Annotated in this window: 26 protein-coding genes, 2 tRNA genes and 1 other RNA gene; 13 read left to right on the plus strand and 16 right to left on the minus strand. The window is 66.7% G+C overall.

Annotated features, from left to right (window positions below):
• Window positions 1-16: 16 nt before the first annotated feature.
• Both ettA and ssb read right to left on the minus strand, forming a co-directional pair.
• The gene (gene ettA, locus AB4Y67_RS15360) at window positions 17-1,699 is read right to left on the minus strand and encodes an energy-dependent translational throttle protein EttA (RefSeq protein WP_441406630.1); all 1,683 of its coding nucleotides are present in this window, start codon (window positions 1,697-1,699) and stop codon (window positions 17-19) included.
• 114 nt (window positions 1,700-1,813) lie between these two features.
• Window positions 1,814-2,386 carry a single-stranded DNA-binding protein gene (gene ssb, locus AB4Y67_RS15365; RefSeq protein WP_441406631.1) on the minus strand — a complete coding sequence of 191 codons (573 nt, stop codon included), beginning with the start codon at window positions 2,384-2,386 and terminating at the stop codon, window positions 1,814-1,816.
• Between the two features lie 177 nt (window positions 2,387-2,563).
• Between ssb and AB4Y67_RS15370 the strand changes: the two genes are divergently transcribed.
• Window positions 2,564-2,639, plus strand: a tRNA-Arg gene (locus tag AB4Y67_RS15370).
• Window positions 2,640-2,721: 82 nt separating this feature from the next.
• Here the strand turns inward: AB4Y67_RS15370 and AB4Y67_RS15375 are convergent.
• Window positions 2,722-3,738, minus strand: coding sequence for a magnesium and cobalt transport protein CorA (locus AB4Y67_RS15375; RefSeq protein ID WP_441406632.1), 1,017 nt, complete (start codon window positions 3,736-3,738; stop codon window positions 2,722-2,724).
• Window positions 3,739-3,984: 246 nt separating this feature from the next.
• Here AB4Y67_RS15375 and AB4Y67_RS15380 point away from each other — a divergent pair, with 246 nt between their 5' ends.
• Window positions 3,985-4,479: a LapA family protein gene (locus AB4Y67_RS15380; RefSeq protein WP_441406633.1), complete on the plus strand. Its 495-nt coding sequence runs from the start codon at window positions 3,985-3,987 to the stop codon at window positions 4,477-4,479.
• A 25-nt stretch (window positions 4,480-4,504) separates the two neighbouring features.
• Window positions 4,505-5,134 carry a GNAT family N-acetyltransferase gene (locus AB4Y67_RS15385; RefSeq protein WP_441406634.1) on the plus strand — a complete coding sequence of 210 codons (630 nt, stop codon included), beginning with the start codon at window positions 4,505-4,507 and terminating at the stop codon, window positions 5,132-5,134.
• Here the strand turns inward: AB4Y67_RS15385 and map are convergent.
• A complete protein-coding gene (gene map / locus AB4Y67_RS15390; protein WP_441406635.1) occupies window positions 5,131-5,898 on the minus strand; it encodes a type I methionyl aminopeptidase in 768 nt (255 codons plus the stop codon). The genes AB4Y67_RS15385 and map overlap by 4 nt on opposite strands.
• Window positions 5,899-5,942: 44 nt before the next feature.
• Between map and AB4Y67_RS15395 the strand changes: the two genes are divergently transcribed.
• Window positions 5,943-6,623, plus strand: coding sequence for a DNA alkylation repair protein (locus AB4Y67_RS15395; protein WP_441406636.1), 681 nt, complete (start codon window positions 5,943-5,945; stop codon window positions 6,621-6,623).
• A gap of 11 nt (window positions 6,624-6,634) precedes the next feature.
• Here the strand turns inward: AB4Y67_RS15395 and mptB are convergent, their stop codons facing one another.
• A complete protein-coding gene (gene mptB, locus AB4Y67_RS15400; protein ID WP_441406637.1) occupies window positions 6,635-8,191 on the minus strand; it encodes a polyprenol phosphomannose-dependent alpha 1,6 mannosyltransferase MptB in 1,557 nt (518 codons plus the stop codon).
• Between the two features lie 158 nt (window positions 8,192-8,349).
• Here mptB and orn point away from each other — a divergent pair, with 158 nt between their 5' ends.
• From orn to def, 4 genes are all read left to right on the plus strand, one after another.
• The gene (orn, locus tag AB4Y67_RS15405) at window positions 8,350-9,003 is read left to right on the plus strand and encodes an oligoribonuclease (RefSeq protein WP_441406638.1); all 654 of its coding nucleotides are present in this window, start codon (window positions 8,350-8,352) and stop codon (window positions 9,001-9,003) included.
• 157 nt (window positions 9,004-9,160) lie between these two features.
• Window positions 9,161-9,233, plus strand: a tRNA-His gene (locus AB4Y67_RS15410).
• A 117-nt stretch (window positions 9,234-9,350) separates the two neighbouring features.
• The gene (locus AB4Y67_RS15415) at window positions 9,351-10,505 is read left to right on the plus strand and encodes an acyl-CoA dehydrogenase family protein (RefSeq protein ID WP_441406639.1); all 1,155 of its coding nucleotides are present in this window, start codon (window positions 9,351-9,353) and stop codon (window positions 10,503-10,505) included.
• A 45-nt stretch (window positions 10,506-10,550) separates the two neighbouring features.
• Window positions 10,551-11,123: a peptide deformylase gene (gene def / locus AB4Y67_RS15420; protein ID WP_441406640.1), complete on the plus strand. Its 573-nt coding sequence runs from the start codon at window positions 10,551-10,553 to the stop codon at window positions 11,121-11,123.
• A 163-nt stretch (window positions 11,124-11,286) separates the two neighbouring features.
• Here def and AB4Y67_RS15425 read toward each other — a convergent pair whose 3' ends face one another.
• From AB4Y67_RS15425 to rnpB, 8 genes are all read right to left on the minus strand, one after another.
• Entirely contained in the window at window positions 11,287-11,997 is a 711-nt protein-coding gene (locus AB4Y67_RS15425; RefSeq protein WP_441406641.1) for an alpha/beta fold hydrolase, read from the minus strand.
• Between the two features lie 69 nt (window positions 11,998-12,066).
• Window positions 12,067-12,963, minus strand: coding sequence for a polyphosphate kinase 2 (gene ppk2 / locus AB4Y67_RS15430; protein ID WP_441406642.1), 897 nt, complete (start codon window positions 12,961-12,963; stop codon window positions 12,067-12,069).
• A gap of 174 nt (window positions 12,964-13,137) precedes the next feature.
• Window positions 13,138-13,596: a DUF1579 family protein gene (locus AB4Y67_RS15435; protein ID WP_441406643.1), complete on the minus strand. Its 459-nt coding sequence runs from the start codon at window positions 13,594-13,596 to the stop codon at window positions 13,138-13,140.
• On the minus strand, window positions 13,593-14,411 hold the full coding sequence (locus AB4Y67_RS15440; RefSeq protein ID WP_441406644.1) for an HNH endonuclease family protein: 819 nt from the start codon (window positions 14,409-14,411) through the stop codon (window positions 13,593-13,595). Before AB4Y67_RS15440 ends, AB4Y67_RS15435 begins: the two co-directional genes overlap by 4 nt.
• A 99-nt stretch (window positions 14,412-14,510) precedes the next feature.
• Complete coding sequence (locus AB4Y67_RS15445; protein WP_441406645.1) at window positions 14,511-14,720, minus strand: hypothetical protein; 210 nt, start codon at window positions 14,718-14,720, stop codon at window positions 14,511-14,513.
• 84 nt (window positions 14,721-14,804) lie between these two features.
• Window positions 14,805-16,301: a glyceraldehyde-3-phosphate dehydrogenase gene (locus AB4Y67_RS15450; RefSeq protein WP_441406646.1), complete on the minus strand. Its 1,497-nt coding sequence runs from the start codon at window positions 16,299-16,301 to the stop codon at window positions 14,805-14,807.
• A 316-nt stretch (window positions 16,302-16,617) separates the two neighbouring features.
• A complete protein-coding gene (locus AB4Y67_RS15455; RefSeq protein ID WP_441406647.1) occupies window positions 16,618-18,228 on the minus strand; it encodes a GMC family oxidoreductase in 1,611 nt (536 codons plus the stop codon).
• Window positions 18,229-18,378: 150 nt separating this feature from the next.
• Window positions 18,379-18,772: RNase P RNA component class A (gene rnpB / locus AB4Y67_RS15460), an RNA gene on the minus strand.
• 72 nt (window positions 18,773-18,844) lie between these two features.
• Here rnpB and AB4Y67_RS15465 point away from each other — a divergent pair.
• Window positions 18,845-19,738: an alpha/beta hydrolase gene (locus AB4Y67_RS15465; protein ID WP_441406648.1), complete on the plus strand. Its 894-nt coding sequence runs from the start codon at window positions 18,845-18,847 to the stop codon at window positions 19,736-19,738.
• 34 nt (window positions 19,739-19,772) lie between these two features.
• Entirely contained in the window at window positions 19,773-20,537 is a 765-nt protein-coding gene (locus AB4Y67_RS15470) for a YaaA family protein (protein WP_441406649.1), read from the plus strand.
• 43 nt (window positions 20,538-20,580) lie between these two features.
• Here the strand turns inward: AB4Y67_RS15470 and AB4Y67_RS15475 are convergent, their stop codons facing one another.
• Both AB4Y67_RS15475 and AB4Y67_RS15480 read right to left on the minus strand, forming a co-directional pair.
• The gene (locus AB4Y67_RS15475; RefSeq protein WP_441406650.1) at window positions 20,581-21,339 is read right to left on the minus strand and encodes a zinc ribbon domain-containing protein; all 759 of its coding nucleotides are present in this window, start codon (window positions 21,337-21,339) and stop codon (window positions 20,581-20,583) included.
• Window positions 21,340-21,462: 123 nt separating this feature from the next.
• Window positions 21,463-22,380, minus strand: a complete 918-nt coding sequence (locus AB4Y67_RS15480) for a Nif3-like dinuclear metal center hexameric protein (RefSeq protein ID WP_441406651.1) — start codon at window positions 22,378-22,380, stop codon at window positions 21,463-21,465.
• Between the two features lie 79 nt (window positions 22,381-22,459).
• Here AB4Y67_RS15480 and msrA point away from each other — a divergent pair, with 79 nt between their 5' ends.
• The 3 genes from msrA (at window position 22,460) to epsC (ending at window position 24,609) form a co-directional block, all read left to right on the plus strand.
• Entirely contained in the window at window positions 22,460-22,984 is a 525-nt protein-coding gene (gene msrA / locus AB4Y67_RS15485) for a peptide-methionine (S)-S-oxide reductase MsrA (RefSeq protein ID WP_441406652.1), read from the plus strand.
• A gap of 67 nt (window positions 22,985-23,051) precedes the next feature.
• Complete coding sequence (gene cysK, locus AB4Y67_RS15490; protein WP_441406653.1) at window positions 23,052-23,987, plus strand: cysteine synthase A; 936 nt, start codon at window positions 23,052-23,054, stop codon at window positions 23,985-23,987.
• A 37-nt stretch (window positions 23,988-24,024) separates the two neighbouring features.
• Entirely contained in the window at window positions 24,025-24,609 is a 585-nt protein-coding gene (gene epsC / locus AB4Y67_RS15495) for a serine O-acetyltransferase EpsC (protein ID WP_441406654.1), read from the plus strand.
• 30 nt (window positions 24,610-24,639) lie between these two features.
• On the opposite strand, the gene AB4Y67_RS15500 is transcribed toward epsC, so the two are convergent.
• Window positions 24,640-25,473: an oxidoreductase gene (locus AB4Y67_RS15500; RefSeq protein WP_441406655.1), complete on the minus strand. Its 834-nt coding sequence runs from the start codon at window positions 25,471-25,473 to the stop codon at window positions 24,640-24,642.
• Window positions 25,474-25,508: the final 35 nt, after the last annotated feature.

The raw sequence follows: 25,508 nt of genomic DNA on the forward strand, positions 1-25,508 counted from the left end.
CTTCGTGCCTCGTGGACTAGTCGCGGGTGAGGCGGCGGTGGGTCACGCGGTGCGGCTTGGCCGCATCCGGGCCCAGGCGCTCGATCTTGTTCTCCTCGTAGGATTCGAAGTTGCCCTCGAACCAGTACCACTTGGAGGGGTTCTCCTCGTCGCCTTCGTAGGCCAGGATGTGGGTGGCCACCCGGTCCAGGAACCAGCGGTCGTGCGAGACCACGACGGCGCAGCCCGGGAATTCGAGCAGGGCGTTTTCGAGGCTGCTGAGCGTCTCGACGTCGAGGTCGTTAGTCGGCTCGTCGAGGAGCAGCAGGTTTCCGCCCTGCTTGAGGGTCAGTGCCAGGTTCAGGCGGTTGCGCTCACCACCGGAGAGAACACCGGCCTTCTTCTGCTGATCCGGGCCCTTGAAGCCGAAGGCGGCGACGTAGGCGCGGGACGGCATTTCGACGTGGCCGACCTGGATGTAGTCGAGGCCGTCGGAGACGACCTCCCACAGGGTCTTGTTCGGGTCGATGCCGCCGCGGCTCTGGTCCGCGTAGGAGATCTTGACGGAGTCACCGATCTTCAGCTCGCCGCCGTCGAGGGGCTCGAGCCCGACGATGGTCTTGAACAGGGTGGTTTTGCCGACGCCGTTGGGGCCGATGACGCCGACGATGCCGTTGCGCGGCAGGGTGAAGGACAGCCCGTCGATCAGGGTGCGGTCCTCGAAGCCCTTCTGCAGGTTCTTCGCCTCCAGGACGAGGCCGCCCAGGCGCGGTCCCGGCGGAATCTGGATCTCTTCGAAGTCCAGCTTGCGGGTGCGGTCGGCCTCGGCAGCCATCTCCTCATAGCGGGCCAGGCGGGCCTTGGACTTGGTCTGGCGTCCCTTGGCGTTGGAGCGGACCCACTCGAGTTCCTCAGTGAGCCGTTTGGCCTGCTTGGCGTCCTTCTTGCCCTGGACTTCCAGACGGGCGCGCTTCTTCTCGAGGTACGTGGAGTAGTTGCCCTCGTACGGGTACAGGTGGCCGCGGTCCACTTCGGCGATCCACTCGGCCACGTGGTCGAGGAAGTACCGGTCGTGGGTGACGGCGAGGACGGCGCCGGGGTATGCGGAGAGGTGCTGCTCGAGCCAGAGCACGCTCTCAGCGTCGAGGTGGTTGGTGGGCTCGTCGAGGAGCAGCAGGTCCGGCTTCTGGAGCAGGAGCTTGCAGAGGGCGACGCGGCGGCGCTCACCACCGGAGAGCAAGGTGACGTCGGCTTCGGGCGGCGGGCAGCGGAGGGCGTCCATGGCCTGCTCAAGCTGGGAATCGAGGTCCCAGGCATCGGCCGCGTCGATCGCTTCCTGCAGCTGACCCATTTCCTCAAGGAGGACATCGTAGTCAGCGTCGGGGCTGGCCATCTCTTCGGAGATCTCGTTGAAGCGCTGGATCTTGCCGAAGATCTCGCCGACGCCCTCTTGGACGTTGCCCAGGACGGTCTTGTCCTCGTTCAGCGGCGGCTCCTGCAGCAGGATACCGACGGTGTAGCCGGGGCTGAGCCGGGCTTCACCGTTCGACGGCGTGTCCAGACCGGCCATGATCTTGAGAATGGTGGACTTACCTGCACCATTCGGTCCGACGACGCCGATCTTGGCCCCCGGGAAGAAGGACATGCTTACGTCATCGAGGATAAGTTTTTCGCCAACGGCCTTGCGGGCCTTGGTCATTGTGTAGATAAATTCCGCCATGGGTACAAATCTAGTGGTTCAGCCGGGATAACTCACATTCATGGGGTCCTGATGTCCACCCGCCGGCGGACAGGATGCGGCCTCAGCCGCCGCACCCCGGCTGCGGGTGCCCTGTCAGGCGGCTGCCCCTTTCAGTTCGCCCGTCTCCTGGTCGAGTTCTTCCGCCTCGCCGCTGACGTCATTGATGAAAACCGTGTGGGATCCGGCCCCGTCGCCGGCGCTGTCGTCGCTGTGTCCTTCCTGCGACTCGTCATCCTCCTGGCTTTCACGGCCGCTGTCTGGGAAGGCCGGGGCCGACCCGGGCTGTCCGGCAGCGTCCTGGGGGCCGTTGGTGGCGGTGCGGATGAAGTTGGCGGACCCCCACATGAGGTCGTGGCCGACGGACTCGGCGGCGATCTCGGCCACGTGGTAGATCCGGCCGTCATTTTCCCAGCTCCTCATTTTGAGCCGCCCCATAACGATGACCCGCTGGCCCTTCTTGATACTGCAGCCGATGTTTCCCGCCAATTGCCGGTAGCCCTGGACGGTGAACCAGTTGGTGTTCCCGTCCACCCAGGCGTCCTTGGCGCGGTCGTAGCGCCGGTCGGTTGAGCCCAGCCGGAACGACGCCGTCGCCACGCCGCCCGGCGTCGTCGAACTCTTGGGCTCCGTGGCGACGAAGCCGCGGACCGTGATGTTGTCACTCATGCTTATGTCCTGTCTCGAAATGTCGTGCCCTAGCAGGCCCCTTCAGCTTCGCGCCGCGGACGGACCTGCGCGAGGGCCCGGGCGCGCCATGTGGAAAACCCTGACATCAGACAGCCGCAGGGCACGGTAAGCTTTTTGAGGCGTCCCCCGGCAGCTGCCGGGCTGGTACGCCGGCATGCCCCAGTAGCTCAGGGGATAGAGCAGCGGCCTTCTAATCCGCCGGTCGGGGGTTCGATTCCCTCCTGGGGCACCAGAGTGCGGCTCTGGCCTGCCGGAACATTCCGCAGGTCAGGGCCGCGATCCCCCGGGCCAGGTGCCTGCAATCGCGGCGGCCGCTAGATCCACTTGTTGCGCTTGAACGTCCAGTACAGCACCAGGCCCATACCGATCATCAGGCCAAGCGCCATCGGGTAGCCGAAAACCCAGTCAAGTTCAGGCATGCTGCGGAAATTCATCCCATAGATGGTGCCTATCAGCGTCGGCGCAAACAGGATGGCCGCCCACGACGATATCCGCTTGACCTGCTCGTTCTGGGCGAAGCTCGACTCCGTCAGCAGCCGCATTTCGTCGTTCTGCCGCTGCGCCACCAGCGCCGCATTCACGGCGAGCGCATTCTGCAGCAGGGCGCGGAAGGCGGCGATGCGTTCGCTCAGCCGCAGCACATGGTCCAGGACGTCCCGATAGTGGTCCTGCAGCTCGGGAAGGGGCTGATGGTCCGGCGTTTCGGCCATCAGCGACTGCAGGATGGTTATCAGCGGAGCCGTCGCCCGCTGGAACATGATGACCTGGCGGGAGAGCTCGTAGATCCGCCGGGACACGCCCGGGTCCGCGGCGAAGAGGTCGTCCTCGATCTCGTCGACGTCGTTTTCCAGGCCGGCAACAACAGGCTCGTACTCATCCACGACCTGGTCCAGGATCGCGTAAAGCACAGCGTCCGGACCGAGGGCAAGAAATGCGGGCTGGGACTCCATCCGGTGGCGCACCCGGGCCAGATCCGGCGATTCGGCCCGGCGCACCGTAACCACGAAGTCCGCCCCGCGGAAGACATGGATCTCGCCGAACTCAACCTTTTCCAGATGGTCCAGATACCGGGCGGGGCGCAGGACCAGGAAAAGTGTTTCGCCGTAGTGTTCCAGCTTGGCCCGCTGGTGCCCGGCGAGCGCATCGTCCACGGCCAGGTGGTTGAGATCGAATTCTTCGGCCACGGAATGCAGCTCTTCGGCATCGGGCCGGTAGAGCCCGATCCAGGCCATGCCCTGGCGCTGCCGCAACACGAAGTACGTCTCGTCCAGGCTCTCCGGGTCCGCTGTCCGGTATCCGTCCACGTAGACGGCGTTGTCGACAATGCTCACGCCCGCGCCTCCTCCACAAGGCATTCCCTGGCTGCGACGCTATACCGTCGCCCGCCCCGTGCCAACAGCCCCGGCTTCCTGTGGGCCATCGCCGTCCGGCAGGTTCCTCCAGCGCGATCGGTGAGTCCCGTGCAGCGCACCCGCACGTCATGTCGCCGTCAGCCATCAGCACGCTTAGTATTGACCAGACAGGCAGGCCGCCGGGAAAGCCCCTGTGCCTGTCCGCAACCGAAAGGTACGGCCGCCATGACCCAGACGCCCCGCGGATTTGATCCCCACGATCCCACAAACGCCTTGAGCACCCAGCACCCGGGGGCAGCTGACGCCACCGCAGAGGAGGGCTACAGCCCCCAGCCTTCCGGCGCCACAGACCTGGTATCGGGGGATCCGGCTGCTGCAACGCCGGCGCGCCGCGCCGAGACTCCCTTGGAAGAGGCACCCTCCCCCGCCCCGGAGACACGCCAGGTCACCCGCGCGGGCATGGTCTGGGCCGCGGTCGCCAGCGCACTGGTAGTGCTGATCCTGCTCATCGCCTTCATCCTGCAGAACCAGGAATATGTCCAGGTGAAGTTCTTCGGCCTCCAAGGATCGGTCCCGCTCGGTATTGCGCTGTTCATCGCCGCGGTCGGTGGCGGCGTCCTTGTCGCCATCGCAGGAGCCGCCCGCATCATCCAGCTCCGGCTCGCGGCGCACCGCGCGCGCGTCAGCCGGCAGGCCGGCCAGGGCACACGCACGCGCTGACGCACCAGGACGCTAGCCTCTTCCCATGGACGCAGAACCGCTGGGGCAAACCGCGATTACCACCGCCGCTGCCGGCTGGCCCGACGTCGAGCGCCTCTTCGGCGTCCGGGGCGAGCCTTCGCGCTGCTGGTGCAGGTTCTTCGCCTTCACCGGACCGGAGTGGTCCGTATCGACCCCGGAGCAGCGGAAAGGCCAGTTGCGGGACAAGTTCGACGGCGGCGCCCCGGCACCGGGGGTGCTGGCCTTCCGCGACGGTAGTCCGGTGGGCTGGTGCGCGGTGGAGCCCCGCGGCTGCTATCCCAGGATCCTGCGCTCGAAAGTCCTGACGGCGGCGGGCCCGGAGGTGGCCCAGGATCCCGGGCGGAACAAGGTGTGGTCCGTTACTTGTTTCGTGGTTTCCCCCGGCCAGCGCCGGGCCGGTGTGGCGCGGTCGCTGCTCGCCGCCGCCGTCGGGCACGCCATCGCCCACGGCGCCGAAGTCGTGGAGGGGTATCCCGTCGATCCCGCGCAACGTCCCAAAGCCGGCCCGGCAGACCTCTATCACGGCACCCTGAACCTCTTCCTGGCGGCCGGCTTCGAGGCCGTCAGCGCGGCGGTGCCGGGACGCGCCGTCGTCCGCCTGGCGGCGCCCCGACCAGCGGCCGGCAACCCCTAAGGCAGGGTCAGGATGACCGGCCCGTCCTTGGTGATGGCCACAGTGTGCTCACTGTGGGCGGCGCGGCGGCCGTTGGACGAGCGGAGGGTCCATTCGTCGTCGTCGTGGAAGTAGTCGTCCTTGCGGCCCAGGATCAGCATGGGCTCGATCGCGATGACCAGGCCCTCGGTCAGCTTGATGCCGCGGCCCGGCCGGCCGTCGTTGGGAACGTCCGGCTCGGCGTGCATGGTCTTGCCGATCCCGTGGCCGCCGTGGTCCTCGAGGAGGCCGTAACCGGCGCGGCGTGATGCCCCGCCGATGGCGTAGCCGAGGTCACCCATCTTGTTGCCGATCCGGGCGGCCTCGATGCCGCGGGCCAGGGCAGCGTCGGTGGCGTCGACCAGGGCCTGGTCCACGGGGTCGGGCGTGCCCACGATGAAGCTGATCGCGGCGTCCCCGCACCAGCCCTCGAGGAACGCCCCGCAGTCCACGCTGAGCAGGTCGCCGTCCTGGAGCCGGTAGCCGTTGGGGATGCCGTGCACCACGGCATCGTTGACGGACGTGCAGATCACTCCGGGGAACGGTACCGAAGCCCACCGCGGCTTGTAGCCGAGGAAGGCGGGCGTGGCCCCGGCAGCCGCAATTGTCGCGGCCGCCACCTCGTCCAGTTCCTTCAGGGACACGCCGACGGCGGCGGCCTCGCGCACGCGTTCCAGCGTGTTGGCCACCACCCGGCCGGCTTCGCGCATCAGGGCAATTTCGGCTGGGGTCTTGATCATCGACATGCCTCCAACTCTAGGGCCAGCGAAAGCATGGCTAAAGTTGCCCCATGGCCAACCCTGAACTGCTGTCCGCGATCCGATCACGGCTGCGGCAGGCCGCCGATCCGGCCCGTGCGGCAGGGGCGCAGGCCTACCTCAAGTCGGAGATGCCCTCGCTGGGCGTCCGGGTTCCGGAGGTCCGGCGCATCGTCAAGGCCGCTGCCAAGGAACTGCCTCCGGGGTCCCTGCAGGAACTGCAGTCCGCCGTGCTCGAGCTGTGGCGGGGCGCAGGCTGCCGGGAGGAACGCTACGCGGCCATCGACCTCACGGGCCTGCGGCTGGCCGCCGGTGAGCTGGGCATGCTGCCGCTCTACGAGGAAATCATCCGTTCCGGCGCGTGGTGGGATCTGGTGGACGGAGTCTCGCACCGTCTCTGCGGGCTGCTGCAAACCCACCGGGAGGACATGTCCCCCACACTCATCCGCTGGAGCACGGACGCGGACTTCTGGATCCGGCGGGCGGCCATCACTGCACAGCTGGGCGCAAAATCGGCGACGGATCCCGTCCTGCTCGCCGCGGTCATCGAACCCAATCTAGCTGACCCGGAGTTTTTTATCCGGAAGGCGATCGGCTGGGCCCTGCGGGACTACGCCGCCACGGACCCTGGCTGGGTCCGGGGCTTCGCGGCGCGTCACAGCGAAGCGCTTAGCCCGCTCTCCCGCCGGGAGGCCCTGCGGAAAATCAGCTGACCTGCGGAATCTCAGATCACCGGGCGGGTGGTGACCGGCTCCTCAGACTTGCTGAAGAGCAGCTTGGTCTTGGGGTCGAGGAAGATCAGGTACAGGGCGAAGAGCAGGGCAATAATCGCGGCGGCGTTGCGGGCCAGCGCCAGTGCCAGGCCGAGATCCGCGGTCTGCAGGTAGGGGAAGACCTCCAGCTGGTCCGAGATCGCGTACACCATAAAGAACGACACGATGAAGTACAGGGCCTTAACCTGCCAGTCGTCGCGGATGCCAGTGACGGCGAAAAGCGGGATGAGCCAGACGACGTACCAGGACTGGATCATCGGGGCCAGGACGACGACGGCGGCGAACGCCAGCGTGAGCCGGCGGATCAGGCGGTCGTAATCACCGCGGAAGATCTGCCAGGCGATGATGCCGAGCGCCAGCAGCTTTCCGGCGTCGTACACCCACTTGGCGAGCCCCCAGCCGTCGAGTCCGAAGGCGTTGAAAATGGACGCGACCACCAGACCCAGCAGCCCGACCGGGGCGTACCAGATCCAGATGCTGCCCGGGGCCGACAGCCCGCTGATCCAGCCGAAACCGAAGCCGTTCACCAGGCTCATGGCGTACAGCAGGGCCACGCTGATGCCGGCGGTGAGCCCCCAGAACACGAACTTCCGCGGCCAGCTGGCGCCTTTTCCTGCCCAGAGCAGGCCGATGAAGGGCAGGAAGACGATCGTGATGGGCTTGACCGAGATGGACAGGGTTACCAGGACCAGGCCGAGGATCACACGCCGGGTGGCGCAGTAGTAAATTCCCGCAAGGGCCAAGCCGATCATGAGCGCGTCGTTGTGGACACTGGCGATGAAGTTGGTGAGGAAGAGCGGGTTGGCTGCCGTCAGCCACAGGGCGCGGTGCGGGTTTACGCCGTGTAGTTCGGCGAGCTTCGGCACGTAGATAATGCACAGCACGATTCCCACCAGGGCGGCGAGCCGGAACAGCATGATGCTGGCTTCCGGGTGCACGTTGGTGGACCAGACCACGAACTGCTCGATCCAGAGGAACAGCTGGCCGTACGGGACGGGGGCCTCGGTCCACATCTTGTCGGCCCCGAGCTGGAAGTAGTTCGACAGCGCGGAAATGCCGTTTTCGTACGGGTTGAAACCCTCCACCATCAGCCGGCCCTGCCCGATATAGGCGTAGACATCGCGGCTGAACAGCGGCACCGAGAACATCAGGGGCAGCCCCCACAGGACAACCGCCTGCAGGGTTGCCTTGCGGGCCTCGGCTCCCCAGACCCGGACGCGCTGGCCTAGCCTGAGCCAGGCGCGGACGAGCAGCATCCCGCCGACGGCCAGGAGCACAATGCACAGGCCGACGCCGAGGGCTTCGGTGCGCATCCAGATAAACAATGGAACGCGGCGGAGCTCCGAGGCCGGCGCGAGCCAGCCGACGCCGAGAGAACCGATCGCCATGAAGAGCGAGCCGACGAATCCCGCCAGAAGCGGTGAACGTGCATTGTCCACGTCAGCAACGGCTGCCGCCGGGGACGTGCCGGCAACCGTTTTCCCCGCCGCAGGCACAGGCGCCGTCATCTCAGGATCGTCCAATCTGTTGTGGGGCTCTACTGCAGCCTCAGCCGGCCGTGGGAACCGGCCAGGGGCTGGCCGCGATGACGAAAAGTTTCGCCGGCCGCGTACCCGAAATCCTAGCATCGGACCGCCCGGCGGCGACGAAACGGTAGGCTGAGCGCGTGCCTATTTCTAATGAACGCATCGTCTGGATCGACTGCGAAATGACCGGCCTGGATACCGAGAACGACGCCCTCATCGAGGTTGCCGCGCTGGTGACGGATTCGGAGCTCAATATCCTCGGTGACGGCGTCGACGTCGTCATCAAGCCCGATGACGCCGCCCTGGCGCAGATGAACGACTTTGTCCGCGACATGCACACCCGCTCGGGGCTGCTCGAGGAGCTCCCGCACGGCAAGACGATGGCGGAGGCCCAGGCCATTGTCCTGGACTACATCAAGAAGTGGGTGCCGGATCCCAAGAAGGCCCCGCTGGGCGGCAATTCGGTGGGCACGGACCGGGTCTTCCTGGTCCGTGACATGCCGGAACTCGTGGAGCACCTGCACTACCGGGTCATCGATGTGAGCACCATCAAGGAGCTCTCGCGGCGCTGGTACGCGCGGGCCTATTTCCAGTCCCCCGCCAAGCTCGGCGGCCACCGGGCCCTCGGCGACATCCAGGATTCGATCGACGAACTGCGTTACTACCGCGAGGCCGTTTTCGTCCCGGCGCCCGGACCGGACAGCGCCACCGCCCAGCGGATCGCCAGGCGGGTCATGGGCACAGTGGAGGAAGCGGCACCCGCCGAGGCTCCGTCCGGGACGCCGGCGACCTAGCCCCGGACTGATCTTCGGTTAGTAATCTGCGCCACGTTTGCGGAAATTTTTGATGAAAACCTAAGAAAGTGGCAAAAGCAGCCCCGAAGAGCAGGTAAGCTATTTGTCGTTGCCTTTTCAGCCAGCCGGATCACCGGAGGGCATGGCGGGGCACATGGTGGGCGTAGCTCAGTTGGCAGAGCGCCTGGTTGTGGTCCAGGAGGTCGCGGGTTCAACCCCCGTCGCTCACCCTCATAAAGGACGGCAGTGATTGTCCGACCTTAGACGAAGGCCGTACCGGATATCCGGTGCGGCCTTTGTTGTCTGTGCAGTTGTCCGTGCCAGGAACGCGAACGGAAGGAAACGCAATGAAGCGCAAGCTTTTTGAAGAAGACCACGAGATGTTCCGTGAGATGGCTGCCGAGTTCGACACGCGTGCCGTGGCACCGCACTACGCCCAGTGGGACGAAGACCACATGATGTCCCGGGAACTGTGGACGGCGGCCGGGGAGCAGGGCCTCCTGGGCCTGGCCGTCCCGGAGGAGTTCGGCGGCATGGGCATGGACGATTACCGCTTCCGCGCCGTGATCGACGAGGAATTCGCCAAGAGCAACCACCTGGCCGTGGGACTGGCCTTCCATCTCCACGATGACCTGGTCCTCCCCCACCTGCTGGCCTACGGCTCCGACGAGCTCAAGAGCCGGTGGCTGCCCGGCATGGTCTCCGGCGAGAAGGTCACATCGATCGCCTGGACCGAGCCGGGCGCTGGTTCGGACCTCCGCGGCATCCGCACCAAGGCCGTCCGCGACGGCGACGACTGGCTGATCAGCGGCCAGAAGACCTTCATCGGCAACGGGATCTCCGGCGACGCCTCCCTGGTCCTGGCTCGCACCGACGGCGGCACCGGCCGCGGAAACCACGATTCCTTCTCCCTGTTTATGGTCAGCAAGGGCGAGGGCTACAACACCGGCAAACAGCTGGACAAGATGGGCCTCAAGGCTTCGGACACCGCCGAACTGTTCTTCGACAACGTCCGGGTTCCGCACACGGACCTCGTCGGCGAAGTGGGCAAGGGCCTGCAGTACGCTGCCGGGCAGCTCCCCCAGGGCCGGCTCGCGATCGCGGTGGCGAGCTCCGCCGTCGTACGCGCCACCTACGAGGCGACAGTGCGCTACACGAAGGACCGCAACGCCTTCGGTGAGCGAATCATCGACTTCCAGAACAGCCGCTTCGAACTGGCCGACATCCTCACCGAGGTCGAGGTCACCGAAAGCTACGTGGACCATGCGATCCTGGCCTTCAACGCCGGCGAGCTGGACGCCGCGTCCGCCGCCCGTGCGAAGCTGTGGGCGTCCGAGCGCGCCAAATCCGTCACCGACCGCTGCCTCCAGCTGCACGGCGGGTACGGCTACATCCTGGAATACCCTGTGGCGCAGGCCTACCTGGCCGCCCGGCTGCTGACGATCTTCGGCGGCACCAACGAAATCATGCGCGACGTCATCGGCCGCACCATCGCCGACTGACCCGCCCCCCGTATACACAGCACTGCACCAGAGGAACCTTCTGACATGACCGTCCTGCCCATCACGATCTGGGGTGAGCCCGTACTCCACCGCCGGGCCGCCGAGGTTGAAGTCTTCGACGACGAACTCCGGACCCTGATCGCCGACATGTTCGAAACCAACGACGCCGCCAACGGCGTCGGTCTCGCCGCGCCGCAGGTGGGGGTGGGCAAGCGGCTGTTTGTCTACAAGTTCGACAACGACGACGGCGCCCCGCCGTCCGGCGTCGTTGTCAACCCGGTGCTGACCCTGTCCAAGGTTTCCGGCGCGCTGCCGGACCCGGATGAGGAAGAGGAGGGCTGCCTGTCCTTCCCGGGCGGGCAGTACCCGCTCAAGCGTGCGGAGTGGGCCCGGGTGCAGGGCTTCGACGGGAACGGCACCCCGGTCGAATTCGAGGCCACGGGCTGGTTCGCCCGGGTCATCCAGCACGAATACGACCACCTCGACGGCAAGCTCTACGTCAACCGGCTAATGGACCGGTATGCCCGCAAGGCCATGAAGCTGGCCAAGAAGAGCGGCTGGGGCGTCCCCGGGCTGACCTGGATGCCAGGCGTGGATCCGGACCCCTTCGGGCACTGACACTCGGCCAGGCGGCACGGGTGCGCGGACTTCCCCCCTTTGACGCCGATGCGCAGGAAACCGCCGGCGTTTTGGCGGGACGCGCCCAAGGTCGCGCCGCAAAGGTGGGGAATTTCCGCGGAGATTCCCCACCCAAGTAACCGGTTCCGAAGTGACCGGCCGGCTAGCTCCCCGGCGTCCGGTCGACGGCGGCAAGGATTGCCGCGCCCAGTTCAGCGGGCTTGGTGAACTGCGGCCAGTGGCCGGTGGGAAGGTCCACGTAATCGACGTCGCGGACGCGTCCGAGCTCCGCGACGTACGGGTGGCCGCCGGCGATCATTTCGGTGAGCATGGACGACGGGAACTCGCAGGCGATGACGGTCGCCGGGACGTCGTAGCGGCGTTCGTCGTTCAGCCGCTGCTGGTCCTGGGCCACGCCTTTGGGCTGCGGGATGGCACGGGCCCGGAACATGGCGCGCAAGTCGTCGTCGAGGTCGGTGAGGTCTTCATCCTCGAACAGCTCCCACGGCGGAAGCGGGACCGCGTCGCCGTCGTCCGGCAGTTCGTCATTGATGACGCCGCCGTCGCCGAGCGGCCCGCTGTCTACGTAGATTGCCCGCACCACCTGTCCCGGGCGGGCATCGACGGCGCCGTGAATGATGGCGCCGCCACCCGAATGGCCCACCAGCACGACGGGGTCATCAAAGGTGTCAATTGTCGCCACGACCGCGTCGATGTGGGTGCGCAGGCCGATCCCGGCCCGCGGCGCATCTGCCGATTCCAGACCGGGCAGCGTGAGCGGGTGAACCTGATGTCCGGCCGCCACCAGCGGCGGAGTCACCTCCTCCCACGATGAGGCGTCCAACCAGAATCCGGGTACGAGGATGATGTCCATGCCGGTACCCTACCTGCCCGGGCGGACTTAATGGCCCGGGACGGGCGGATGATTTCCTGGAACCCCGGGCTACCCCTCGTCCGGGCGCTCGAGCTTCGACGCGTGATCCGGAACGTACCGGAACAGCTCCCGGGGCGGGCGCGTGTAGTTCACGGCCTTGGGCCGTTCGGGCAGCGTCACCGGCTCTGTGCGCACTTCGGTGTAGTCGATGCTGGAGAGCAGGTGGGCGATCATGTTGATCCGGGCCCGCCGTTTGTCCTCCGCCTCGACCACATACCAGGGCGACTCGGCCGTGTCCGTCTGCACAAACATCTCATCCTTGGCCCGCGAATAGTCTTCCCAGCGGAGGATCGCGTCACGGTCCATCGGGGAGAGTTTCCATTGCCGCATCGGATCATTCAGCCGGGATTTGAAGCGCCGTTCCTGCTCCGTGTGGCTGATCGAGAACCAGTATTTGAAGAGCAGGATGCCGTCCTGGATCAACAGCCGCTCGAAGACCGGGCATTGGGCCATAAAGCGCTTGTGTTCAGCGGGAGTGCAGAATCCCATCACATGTTCGACGCCGGCCCGGTTGTACCAGGAGCGGTCCATCAGGACGATCTCGCCCGCCGCGGGAAGATGCGCCACATAGCGCTGGAAGTACCATTCACCCCGCTGCCGGTCCGTCGGGGCCGGCAACGCCACGGTCCTGGCTACACGCGGATTCAGGTATTCGGTGACCCGCTTGATCGCGCTGCCTTTTCCGGCGGCGTCCCGACCTTCGAAGATCACCAGCACGCGTGCGCCCGTGCTGCGGACCCACTCCTGCAGCGCGACGAGCTCGGCCTGGAGACGGTACAGCTCGGCCTCGTAGAGACCGAGGGCCAGCCGCCCGGGGCGTTCCGGCGCGTGTCCCTTGGCACCCTTTTGGCCCGCATGTGCTTTGCCGGAGCCGGCCTTGCCCGAGCCGCGCTTTGGATGTGCCATGGTTCCCGTCCCGTTCCGTGCGGCGTGGCGGGCTCTACCTGTCCCTGCTGTGTCGCGGACTTCCCTGCCGCGCCCATTCTCGCCGAGCGGCTGACAGCCCACAAGGGGGCGCCGGACCGGGACAGCGGGAACTCCGGCTCCTATGCTGGGGCCACGGAAGCCTGCCCCTGCCGCTTAGCGCGGAGTGCCGGTCAGCAGCTCGACGACCTGGTAGGGATCATGCCCGGGGACGACGTTATGCATGGTGATCTTCGCTTCCGCCGGCGTGATGTGGATCTGCCAGCCCCAGTCCGGGCCCTCCGGTGCGGGGTACGAGCCGGTCAGGCGGAGCACGCCGTCGGGTCCTACCTCCCCGGCCAGGTTCAGCCAGGTCTTGGCCGTGTGCCACGAATCCGCCCAGACCGCTTTGGCCGCAGCTGCCGTACCGCCGAGCAGCAGCACGCCGTCCTGCGGCTTGCCGTCCTCCGCCCAGGTGTAGGAGATCGTGGCGAAGTCGTGTGCGGTCACGCCTGCCGTGGCACCCCCGGGTGATCGCCGGTAGTCGTCCGTCGGCATGATCCGTAAGTCGTTGGTGCCGTTCCAGCTGCCGAAATAGGGTGCAAGGAACTCGACGATTGTCATGGTTTCAGTCATCGCTGCAGTCTAGCGGCCGGTTCCGGAATAATGGTTTGCTGTTGCGGGCAGGAGCCGAGGATACGCTTCATGGCGTCCTTCTCCGCCGGAGTGACCCACAACCGGTAGGCCGCCTTCACCGAGACCTGCCGGGCGACGTAGTGGCAGCGGAAGGCCTTGTTCGGCGGCAGCCAGGTGGCGGCGTCGGACGCGCTTTTGTCCTGGTTGGCGGGGCCGTCGACGGCGATGAGGTTCAGCGGATCGTTCGCCAGGTGCTCGCGCTGCGCAGGCGTCAGCTGCTGGGCGCCCTTTTGCCAGGCATCCCCCAGCGCCACGACGTGGTCGATCTGCACCGCTTTGCTGCTTTCGGCTCCCCTGCGAAACGTGACCTGCCGGCCGGTGTAGGGTTCCCGGAAGGTTCCGCTGGCCACCCGACAGCTGGATTCCTTGCTGAATTCRGCGCCGGCAAGGTCCCTGCGGAGGATGTCGTTGCGCGTATCGCAGCCGTTGCGGTCCACGTCGAGCCACGCCTGGCCGAAGGCGCTGCGGTCGTAGTTGTCCCGGCCCGCCCGGCCCTTGACCGGGAGCGTGTCCAGCAGTTCCGCGGCGGTGCCCGGGGGGACCGGCCGCACGGAGGGAACGGCTTCCATCCAGCCGGCCGCCAGCACGGGCGCCTCGCTGGGTCCGTCGGCGGGCGGCTCGACGGCGGCAAACTGTCCGGCGGTGAAGAACCAGCCGAGCCCCGCGACGGCGGCGAGGGCAGCGGCGGCCAGCAGGGTCCACGCCAGGCGGGACCGCCGTCGCTCTTTCCGGTATGCCGCCCACGTGAGCGTCACGCGGGCTCCGGGGCGGGGCGAAGTCTCTCCACACCCGAAGCCTAGGCCTGTCCCCCGGTGCCGTGCGGGTTGTCCACAGTGTGGAGGACGAGTGCCTTCTCAGTTCTCTTTCGTCACCCGCACGAGGTCTTCGTTGGCGAGGGCCATCAGCGATTCGAGCTGCTGGACCCGCGACTCGTCGACCTCACCGGCCGCATGCTTGGCACGGGCATCGTCGAGAAGCCGTTTGGCTTCCTTGGAGTTCTGCCGCGCAACGTCCAGGGCGTGTTCCAGGGTGGTTTCGTGCTCCACTGCCGAGTTCTGTTCCATTGCACTATTGTGGTGCCCTTTCCCGGCCGATTCCAGAGGATCGGCCGGGAAAGACAGAACAGGACAGAATTCAGGGCCGGAGCGTCAGGCCGTGACCTCGACCGGCAGGCCGGCAGCTTCCAGGGTTGCGGCTGCGTCCTTGGCGGGGAACGACGGCGGGTTCACGCCGGCCATTTCCTCCATAACGCGGACCACCTGGCAGCTGTAGCCGAACTCGTTGTCGTACCAGACGTAGAGGATGACGTTCTTGTCGTTGGAGATGGTGGCAAGACCGTCGACGATACCGGCGCGGCGTGAGCCGACGAAGTCGGTGGAGACCACCTCAGGCGAATCGATGTAGTCGATCTGCTTCCGGAGGTCCGAGTGCAGCGACATCTCCCGCAGGTAGTCGTTGACCTCGTCCTTGGTGGTGCCGTTTTCCAGGCTCAGGTTCAGGATGGCCAGGGACACGTCCGGGGTGGGGACGCGGATGGAGCTTCCCGACAGTTTGCCAAGGAGCTCCGGCAGGGCCTTGGCCACCGCCGTGGCGGCGCCCGTCTCGGTGATGACCATGTTCAGCGCGGCAGAGCGTCCGCGGCGGTCGCCCTTGTGGAAGTTGTCGATCAGGTTCTGGTCGTTGGTGAAGGAGTGGACCGTCTCCACGTGGCCGTGCACCACGCCGTAGCGGTCATTGATCGCCTTCAGGACGGGGGTGATGGCGTTGGTGGTGCAGGAGGCTGCCGAGACGATCTTGTCCGAGTCGGTGATCGCGGTGTGGTTGATGCCGTGCACGATGTTCTTCAGCTCGCCCTTGCCCGGAGCGGTGAGCAGCACCCGGGAGACGCCCTTGCTCTGGAGGTGCTGCGACAGGCCCTCGGCGTCGCGCCAGCGTCCCGTGTTGTCGACGACCAGGGCGTCGTGGATGCCGTAGGCGGTGTAGTCAACCGTCGAGGGGTTGTCCGAGTAGATGACCTGGATCTGGACGCCGTTGGCTGTGATGGTGTCGTTCTCGAGGTCCACCTTGATGGTGCCTTCGAAGGAGCCGTGGACCGAGTCGCGGCGCAGCAGGCTGGCGCGCTTGGCGAGGTCGTTGTCCGAACCGCGGCGGACCACGATGGCGCGCAGGCGCAGGCCGTGCCCGCCGCCGGCCTTTTCGATCAGGAGGCGGGCCAGGAGCCGGCCGATGCGGCCAAAGCCGTAGAGAACGACGTCGGTGCTGGTGCGGTCGTCGCCGCCGCGCTTGCCCACAACGTCGGCGAGTTCTTTACGAAGGAACTCGTCCAGGGTGGCGCCGTTGCCTTCGACGCGGTACTTCTCGGTGAGGCGGGCAATGTCGATGGCTGCGGCGCCGAGCTCCAGCTTGGTCAGGGCGTCCAGCAGCGGGGCGGTTTCCTCGAGGCGCAGTTCTTCCTTGCTCATCCGGCGTGCGAAACGGTGTGCCTTGAGGATGTTCATGGTGGACTTGTTGATCAGGCTGCGGCCATGGATGGACGTGACCACGTTGTTCTCGCGGTACAGCCGGCCGATCACCGGAATCATGGCCTCGGCGAGCGCCTCCCGGCCCATCCACGTATCAAGACAAGAATCTGACGTCTGGCTCACAGAAATACCTTCCTAGAATCCACCACATACGACCTCGTATGCGGAAGTGGCGGCCGGAGGTTGTCCGGTACCTCGGCGCCGGGGATTCGGTCCACCCCGGGCGCCTGTTCAAGCAAAGAAAAACCACCGGCTGCGAACGCAGACCCGGCGGCAGAACTTCTACGTTCACCATCCATTCTACGGGCGGCCCGGCGGGGTGCGGCCCGGGGAGTGCGTGAAATGACTCACACCGGCCCCGGGGCCCCGTGACGCAGGTGCCCCGTGATGGCTGTGGGCCTGGGATCCGGTCCCCGGCCCGGCCGGCAGTCCGGCTCGCCTAGCGGGCGTCCTCGAGGATCATGTCAAAGGCCTTTTCGGCGATCATGATGGTCGGCGCCTGCGTGTTGGCACTCACCAGCCGGGGCATGATCGAGGAGTCAACGACCCGCAATCCCTCGAGGCCATGGACCTTGAGCCGCGGCGAGACTACGGCGTCGTCAGTGGTTCCCATGGCGCAGGTGCCCACGGGGTGGTAAGAGGTCCGGCCGTAGGAGCGCACGAATTTCACGTACTCGTCGCGGGTTTTCACCCGGCCGCCGTCGCCGATGTGTTCGGCCTTGGTGAGCGCCGTCATCGAGGACTGCTCCATGATCTGGCGGCTCTGCTGCACCCCCGCGATGGCCATCTCGAGGTCGTAGTCGTCCGCGAGGTAGTTCGGATCGATAAGGGGCGCTGCGCCCGGGTCGGAAGATACGAGACGAACCGTTCCCCGGCTCCGGGGCCGCAGGAAGTACGAGTTCAGCGTGGCACCAAACCCGGGCTTCAAGGCAGCACCGCCCGTTCCCGCCCGGGCGGCCGGCAGGAAGTGGAACTGCAGGTCTGGGGTCTTCTCCTCCTGGTTGGCGTAGCTGAAGCCGCCGGCCTCGACGAGGGTTGAAGCGAAGGGTCCTGAACGGAAGGCAAGGTACTCGACGCCGGCCATGACCGTGGCCGGACGCACCTGATTGAACCGGTCCAGGCTGTGGTAATCCTTGAGCTCGTAGACGATGTCCACGTCGCAGTGATCGTGCAGGTTCTTGCCGACGCCGGGCAGGGCATGGACGGTATCGATGCCGACGGCGGCGAGATCTTCCGGGTCGCCGATGCCGGACAGCTGCAGCAGCTTGGGTGAACCGAAGGCGCCGGCCGAGATAATCACCTCGAGGTTGGCGCTGTACGTTCGCGGGCTGCCGCCTTCGATGGCGTGGATCCCGACTGCCCGGCCGTTCTTGATGATCACCTTGGATACTGTCACATTGGCGCGGACGGTGAGGTTGGGCCGCTTGCGGGCGGGCTTGAGGTAGGCAACGGCCGCGCTGCACCGGCGGCCGTTCTTCGTGGTGGTCTGGTAGAAACCGACGCCGTACTGCTCGGCCCCGTTGAAATCGCTGTTGTAGGGCAGTCCGTACTCCTGGCCCGCCTGCACAAAGGCCGCCGAGAGCTTGTGGGGACGCAGGAGGTCGGATACTCCCAGCGGGCCCTGGGTTCCGTGGTACGGGGACGAGAGCCGGCTGTTCGACTCCGAGCGCACAAAGTACCTTTTCACCTCGTCGGCGGACCAGCCCACGCAACCAAAATCCTTGACCCAGCTGTCGTAGTCTTCAGACACACCACGGGTGAAGACCTGGGAGTTGATGGACCCGCCGCCACCCAGCACGCGGCCTTGGGCCAGCGGGATGCGGCGGCCGTTGCTGTGCGCTTGCGGAATGCTTGCATAGTCCCACTGGTACGGCCCGTTCTTGAGCCTCGGGAAGCCTGCGGGGATGTGGATGAGGGGATGGCGGTCGGATCTGCCGGCCTCGAGCAGCAGGACGCGGACTGAGGGGTCTTCGCTGAGCCGGCCCGCCAGAACACTGCCGCCGCTCCCGCCCCCGGCAATCACATAGTCGTATGCTGCGTCATCCGGCACTCTGACTCCTCAACCATCGCCGAAACGCCGCCCCCAAGCGTTGAGTGAAGTCTGTAGTTTCGCGCGGATGATGTCAAGCATCTGGATTTACCTGCAACGCGGCAGGTGGACGGCCCGCGGCAGGGAGGACAGCGCTCCTTGGGGGGTGAATGGATGGGTTGACCGATACGCCGGGTTCTGTGTTCCCGCGCCGTTACCGGCGTGGGAGTAGCGGCCATCCATCTACGAACGCCGTTGCCGACGCCCTCCAGCAGCCTACCCGGACACTCGGGCGGGCAGCCCTCAAACGTGCCCTGTCTGGCCTTGCTCCGGGTGGGGTTTACCTAGCCTTCCCGGTCACCCGGGAAGCTGGTGGTCTCTTACACCACCGTTTCACCCTTACCTGCCCTGCAGCCCGTGCACGCACGCGCGGCATGCAGGCGGTCTGTTCTCTGTGGCACTGGCCTGCGGGTTACCCCGAGTGGGCGTTACCCACCACCCTGCCCTGCGGAGCCCGGACGTTCCTCGAGCCACTTGCGTGACGCGCGGCCGCCTGGTCAACCCATCCGCTGTCCATTCTACGGTCAGCGGGGACGCGTCCGGCGACACGTCCGGCGGCCCGGCCTATGATCGGGGAATGGACCAGTCCGACCTGACCCGGCGGCGGCTGCTTGAGCTGGCCGGAATCGGCCTTGGCGCCTCCGTGTTGGCGGCCTGCACTGCAGACACCGCGCCTGATATCACCTCCCCCGCGGCACCCGCCGGCCCGACGACGAACGCTACGCCGGCCCGCGCCGAGCCTCTGACGGTCCGGACCAGCAGCGGCTCGTTCGTCTCCGCCTACCGCCCGGGGGTCACCAGCCACTGGGCCGTGGCCGCACCGGACATGCCGCGCGGCGGCGCGCAGCCGCAACTGCCCGTGGCAGTGTTCCTGCATGGTCTCGGCGGAAGCCACAAGGTACTACTGGACGGATTGGCCGCCCACGAGGCCCTCCAACGGCACCTTGATGCCGGCGGGACGCCGTTTGGTGTGGCGGCCGTGGACGGCGGCAACACCTGGTGGCATGCCCGCGCGGACGGCAGTGACACCCAGTCGATGCTGGTGAAGGAATTTGTTCCCTTTCTGGGCGGCCACGGATTCGACCTCGGCCGGGTCGGGCTCTTCGGTCTCTCCATGGGCGGCTTCGGCTCCCTGCTGCTCGCCTCCCAGGGCCGGTTGCCCGGGCTCCGGGCCGTCGCGGCCATGAGTCCGGCGGTGTGGGACAACTACGACTCGCGCATCGAGGGTGCCTTCGACGGGCCGGCCGACTTCGCGGCCAACGACGTGTTCGCGCTCCGGCCCCGGCTTGCGGCGCTGCCCAAGAGGGTCGATTGCGGCACCGGGGACGACCTTGCCGCCACCGTCCGCGCCTACCGCGCAGAGTTGCCGGGCGACGTCGAAGGCGGCTTCCAGCCCGGCGGTCACGACGACGGCTACTGGCGCTCCATCCTCCCCGACGTCTTGTCCTTCCTCGGCAGCAACATCACCTGAACCCGCGCCGGAAATGGACCGCTAAGATTGTGCGGTGCTGATTCTGCTGCCGCCCTCCGAAGGCAAGACCCCCGCCACGGCCGGCGACGCCGTCGACTGGACGTCCCTGAGCTTCCCCGGACTGAACGCCTACCGGGCCAAAGTGCTGGAGGGTCTCGGGAGGGTCAGCGCCCACGAGGACGCCCTGGCGCTCTTGGGAGTCGGAGCCTCGCTGCGGGCCGACGTCGAACGCAACACGCGGCTGCACGCCGAGCCGGCGGCGCCTGCCCATCAGGTTTACTCCGGGGTGCTGTACGACGCGCTGGGCTATGACTCACTGACGGCGGCGCAGAAGCGCAAAGCCGATGAATCCGTGCTGGTCATTTCCGCGCTCTGGGGTGCCATCCGCTTCGGCGACAGCGTCCCTGCCTACCGGTTGTCAATGACCACCGCACTGCCCGGCGTCGGGCGGCTGGCGTCGTTCTGGAAGCCGCAGCTCAGTGAGGCCCTCGCGGCCGCCTCGGCAGGCGAACTCCTGGTGGACTGCCGCTCCAGCACTTACGCCGCCGCGTGGGCTCCCCCGCCGCCGCAGACCGTTGCGGTGAACGTGTTCACCGAGGTCGGCGGCGTGCGGAAGGTGGTCAGCCACTTCGCCAAGCACACCCGGGGCGAGCTCGCCCGGCACCTCCTGACCCGCCGGGGCAAGGCGCCGCAGACTCCCGCCCAGCTGCGGAAGGCGGCGGCCGAAAAGTGGCCCGTGGAACTGGTGGAGGGCACGGCCAGGAAGCCGCACACCCTGAACATCATCCTGCCCAACTAGCTCGCGGCAGGGGCCGTTTCGGGCCCCGAAACGGCCTTGACGGCTAGGCAGTCGGGAGGTTGGGTCCACTCCACTCGGCGGAACGGACCAGGATGCAGCCGGAGTCGGGGCAGAACACGATGTCGTCCTCGGCCGCGGCCTTGATTTCGGCGAGGTCGCCGGGGCTGAGCTGCATGCCCGAGCCCTCGGACGTTCCGTGGAAGAGGCGGGCCGCGCCGACACCGCGCTTAGCCAGGGTCTTCTCATAGACCGCCAGCAGCCCGGCATCCAGGCCGTCGGCGAATTCGGCACGCTGGCCGCGCACCACTGTGGCTTCGGCGCCGATCTCCGCGAGCTTCTCGTCCAGCTCGGCACGGATGGAGCCGAAGGAGCCCTGGATGTCGTCCACGATCTGCTGCTGCGTGGCCTGGCGCAGGCGGAGGGAATCCAGCCGCTCAAGGACTTCCAGCTCAACGTCTTCGAGGTCGGAGCGGCGCTTGTTCAGGGACACAAGGTCGCGCTGCAGGGCCACGAGGTCCTTGGACAGGCCGGTGCCGCTGTTGAGCTTCGCCTCGTCCCGTTCAATCCGGGAGGCCACCTGCTCCACGTCCGCCTCGGCACGCTTGAGCTCGAGTTCAGCGTCGTGGACGGCCACTTTCGCGGCACCGAGTTCGCCGTTGGCCACGCTGAGGGCAGCTTCCAGATCGGTGATCCGGGAGTCGCTTTCAAGGCTTCGGCGGCGGTTGAACAGGGATTTGAGCTTCGCATCAAGTCCCTGCAATTCGAGCAACTTCAACTGTTCCGCCGGTGCTGCCTTGGCCACTATTTACCTCCGCTTGTTCCCTGCCGGCCGGAGCCGGGCACCTAATCGGCGCTCCCTAGACTCTAGCGCCTAGCGTGCTCCGCGGCCTCGCTCCGCTCACCCTGTGCCCCTCGCACGCCAGTCTTAGCCCGGAGTCAGAATGAAGTCCCACGGATCGCTGTTGGTGGTGCTGACCCGGATCTCGACGTCGTGGCCCTGGTCGCTCAGCACGTTGCCCAGCGCCTCGGCGGCAGCCGGCAACCACAGCCACTCGCTGGCGAAGTGGGAAACGTCGATCAGGTACGGCCGGTCGTTGACCGCCGCCTCACGGGCTTCCGACGCCGGGTGGTGCCGGAGATCCGCGGTCAGGAAGACGTCGGCGTTGCTGGCCCGGACCTCGCCGAGGAGCGAATCCCCGGCGCCGCCACAGACTGCCACGCGGCGGACCAGCCCGTCCCGGTCCCCGGAAACGCGCACTCCGCCGGCGACTGCGGGCAGGATGCCGAAGACGCGGGCGGCAAAGTCGCCCAGGGTCAGGACGTCCTCGAGGTCCCCGACCCGCCCGATGCCTTCCTCCGGCAGGCCGTTCGCCGCAGGGCTCAGCGGGGCGACGTTCTGCAGTCCCAGCGCGTCGGCCAGGACATCCGAGACGCCGCCGACGGCGGAATCACCGTTGGTGTGCACAGTCAGCAGCCCCGTCCCTGATTCGATCAGGCGGTGCACGGCCCGGCCCTTGGCGGTGGTGGCCGCGACCGAGGTGACGCCCTTCAGCAGCAGGGGATGGTGGGTGATGAGCAGTTCGGCGCCAAACTCGATGGCTTCCTCGATCACTTCGAGGGTGGGATCGACGGCGAAGAGGATCCTGCTCACCCCGGCGGAAGGGTGGCCCGCCACGAGGCCCACCTCGTCCCAGTCCTCGGCGAGTGATTCCGGCCAGAGCTCCTCGACGGCCAGCAGGATCATGCCCAGGGTGGGGGCCCCGGGCGTTTCCGCGGATCCGTTGCCGGCAGCGTCGCTTCCATCGGAAGGGCTGGCTGAAACATCGGTGTTTACAGGTTCCATACCCACATTTTTACCCTATGGAACGGCCGGCCCCGCAGACTCCGGGAATCATCGGGGCCCTTCGACCATTGAACAGTGCATGAGAACTTTTGTCCTCGGCGGAGGCTGCTTCTGGTGCCTCGACGCCGTCTACCAGAAAACCAAGGGTGTCAGCGCGGTCGTTTCGGGCTACACCGGAGGCCACGACCGCAACCCCGACTATTACTCCGTCTGCTCCGGAACCACCGGCCACGCCGAAGTCGTTGCCGTCACGTTTGATGAGGAGATCATCCCGGCGGAGGTTGTCCTGGACATGTTCTTCGCCCTCCATGACCCCACCACGCTGAACCGCCAGGGTTACGACGTCGGCACGCAATACCGTTCCTCGATGTTCTATGAGACCACCGAGGAGAAGATCCTCTTTGAGGACGCGATCGGCCGGAACCAGTCGCTGTGGGCGCATCCGATCGTCACGGAAGTCAGCCGGCTTCCCGTGTTCCACCGGGCAGAGGAAATCCACCAGGACTACTACGCCAAGTTCCCGGAGCAGGGCTACTGTCAGGTGATCATCAATCCAAAGCTGGCCAAGGCCCGGAAATATTACTCTGCATGGCTTAATGCTTAGCTAGGGCCTGCGGGCCCTCGTTAGGCTGACCTCAGTACTCCCCTCCCACAGACAGGCGCAGACACCCATGGCACGGATCTATGACGATGTTACCCAGCTGATTGGCGGCACCCCGCTGGTTCGGCTCAACCGGCTGACCGAAGGACTCGACGCCACTGTGGCCGTCAAGCTGGAGTTCTACAACCCGGCAAACAGCGTCAAGGACCGGATCGGCGTCGCGATCGTCGACGCCGCGGAGAAGGCCGGGGTGCTGAGGCCCGGCGGCACCATCGTTGAAGGCACTTCCGGCAACACCGGCATTGCCCTGGCCATGGTCGGCGCCGCCCGCGGCTACCGGGTCATCCTGACCATGCCGGAAACCATGTCCACGGAACGCCGCGTCATGCTCCGCGCCTACGGTGCCGAGATTGTGCTCACTCCGGGCTCCGAGGGCATGCGTGGCGCCGTCGAGAAGGCCCAGGAGATCGTCGCCAACACGGAGAACTCCATCTGGGCCCAGCAGTTCGCCAACGAGGCCAACCCCGAGGTCCACCGCCAGACCACGGCCGAGGAAATCTGGTCCGACACCGACGGCAAGGTAGACATCTTCGTCGCCGGCATCGGCACCGGCGGAACCATCACCGGCGTCGGACAGGTGCTGAAAGAGCGCAAGCCCGGCGTGCAGATCATCGCCGTCGAGCCGAAGGACTCCGCCATCCTCAATGGCGGCGCCCCGGGCCCGCACAAGATCCAGGGCATCGGCGCCAACTTCATCCCGGAAATCCTGGACACCAACGTCTACGACGAGGTCCTCGACGCCACCCTGGAGGACTCGGTCCGCGTGGCCCGGGAGCTCGGCGTCAAGGAAGGCATCCTCGGCGGCATCTCCTCCGGCGCGATCGTCTGGGCGGCCCTGGAACTGGCCAAGCGCCCGGAGAACGCCGGTAAGCTTATTGTTGCTGTGGTCTGCGACTTCGGTGAGCGTTACATCTCCACCGTGTTGTACGACGACATCCGCGGCTGAGCCCGGCCCTGTCCCAAGATTTCGTAGAAAGGTCTTTGTGAGCTTCTTCGCAAGACTGAAGGAAGACCTCGACGCCGCCCGGTCGCACGACCCGGCGGCTCGAGGTTCTTTTGAGAACTTCTTTGCCTACTCCGGCCTGCACGCGATCTGGTTCCACCGCGTGACGCACCGGATGTGGCAGAACCCGGCGCTGCGCTTCCCGGCACGGCTGATTTCGCAGCTGGCCCGCTTCCTGACCGGGATCGAGATCCACCCCGGCGCAACGATCGGCCGCCGCTTCTTCATCGACCACGGCATGGGGGTCGTCATCGGCGAAACCGCCGAGATCGGCGAGGACGTCATGATCTACCACGGAGTGACCCTCGGCGGCCGCTCCCTGGCCAAGGTCAAGCGCCACCCCACCATTGAGGACCGCGTCGTGATCGGCGCCGGAGCCAAGATCCTGGGCCCCATCACCATCGGCCGGGACAGCGCCGTGGGCGCCAACGCCGTCGTGGTCAAGGATGCCCCGGCCGAATCGATCCTCACGGGCGTGCCGGCCACATGGCGGCACCGGGACGCACAGCGCGAAACCAAGCCCGCCGTCGACCCGGCCGAATACCTGATCGAATACCGGATCTGACCGGAGCTTCCCTGCCTGAAGCCGGAGAGGCTACGCGGGAAAACGCTTGTAGATTCTCCAGATGACGACGTCAAATGCCCGGTCCGGCAGCAGCCGCCGCAGCAGCAGGATGGCCCGCGCCCCCTTGCCCACCGGATAGCGGGTCTTGGGCCGCGGCGACGTCGCGGCGTGGACGATCGCATCGGCGATGACGTCCGGGGGCGTGGACATCGAGGATCCCACGGTGGAAGCCAGTGCCGCCGCGACGACTTTCGCCTGGTCCATGTAGGGCCCCTGGCCGGACGTGGCCAGCAGGCTGTCGCCGGAGATGGCGCCCCACTCCGATTCTGTTCCCGACGGCTCGATGATGCACACGTCAATTCCGTGGGGTTTGAGTTCGATCCGCAGCGAATCACTGAGTCCCTCGACCGCGAACTTCGTGGCGTGGTACCAGGCACCCAGCGGCTCATACATCTTGCCGCCGATCGAGGACACGTTGATGATCCTCCCCCGCCCCGCCGCCCGCATCCCGGGGAGCACCAGCTGGGTCATGCGCGCCAGCCCGAAGAGGTTGACGTCAAACTGCCGCCGCCCCTCGGCCAGCTCCACCTCCTCCAGCGATCCGTAGGAACCGTAGCCGGCGTTGTTCACCAGGACGTCGACCCGGCCGTGGTCGGCAATCACCTGCCCGACGGCGGCGGCCATGGACTCCTCGTCCGTGACGTCCAGCGCCAGGACCGTCACCCCGTGGGCCTTGAGGGGCTCCATCTTCTCGACGCGCCGCGCCCCGGCATAGACGGTGAAACCCCGGCCCGCGAGCTTCCACGCGGTCTCAAAACCGATTCCGGTGGAGGCACCGGTGACAAATGCTACGGGCTGGGTCATCTGCTGCACTCCTGGGTCGGCGACGTGGACGGCCG

It is taken from the genome of Arthrobacter sp. YAF17 (assembly GCF_052113365.1).
Classification (GTDB): Bacteria; Actinomycetota; Actinomycetes; order Actinomycetales; family Micrococcaceae; genus Arthrobacter.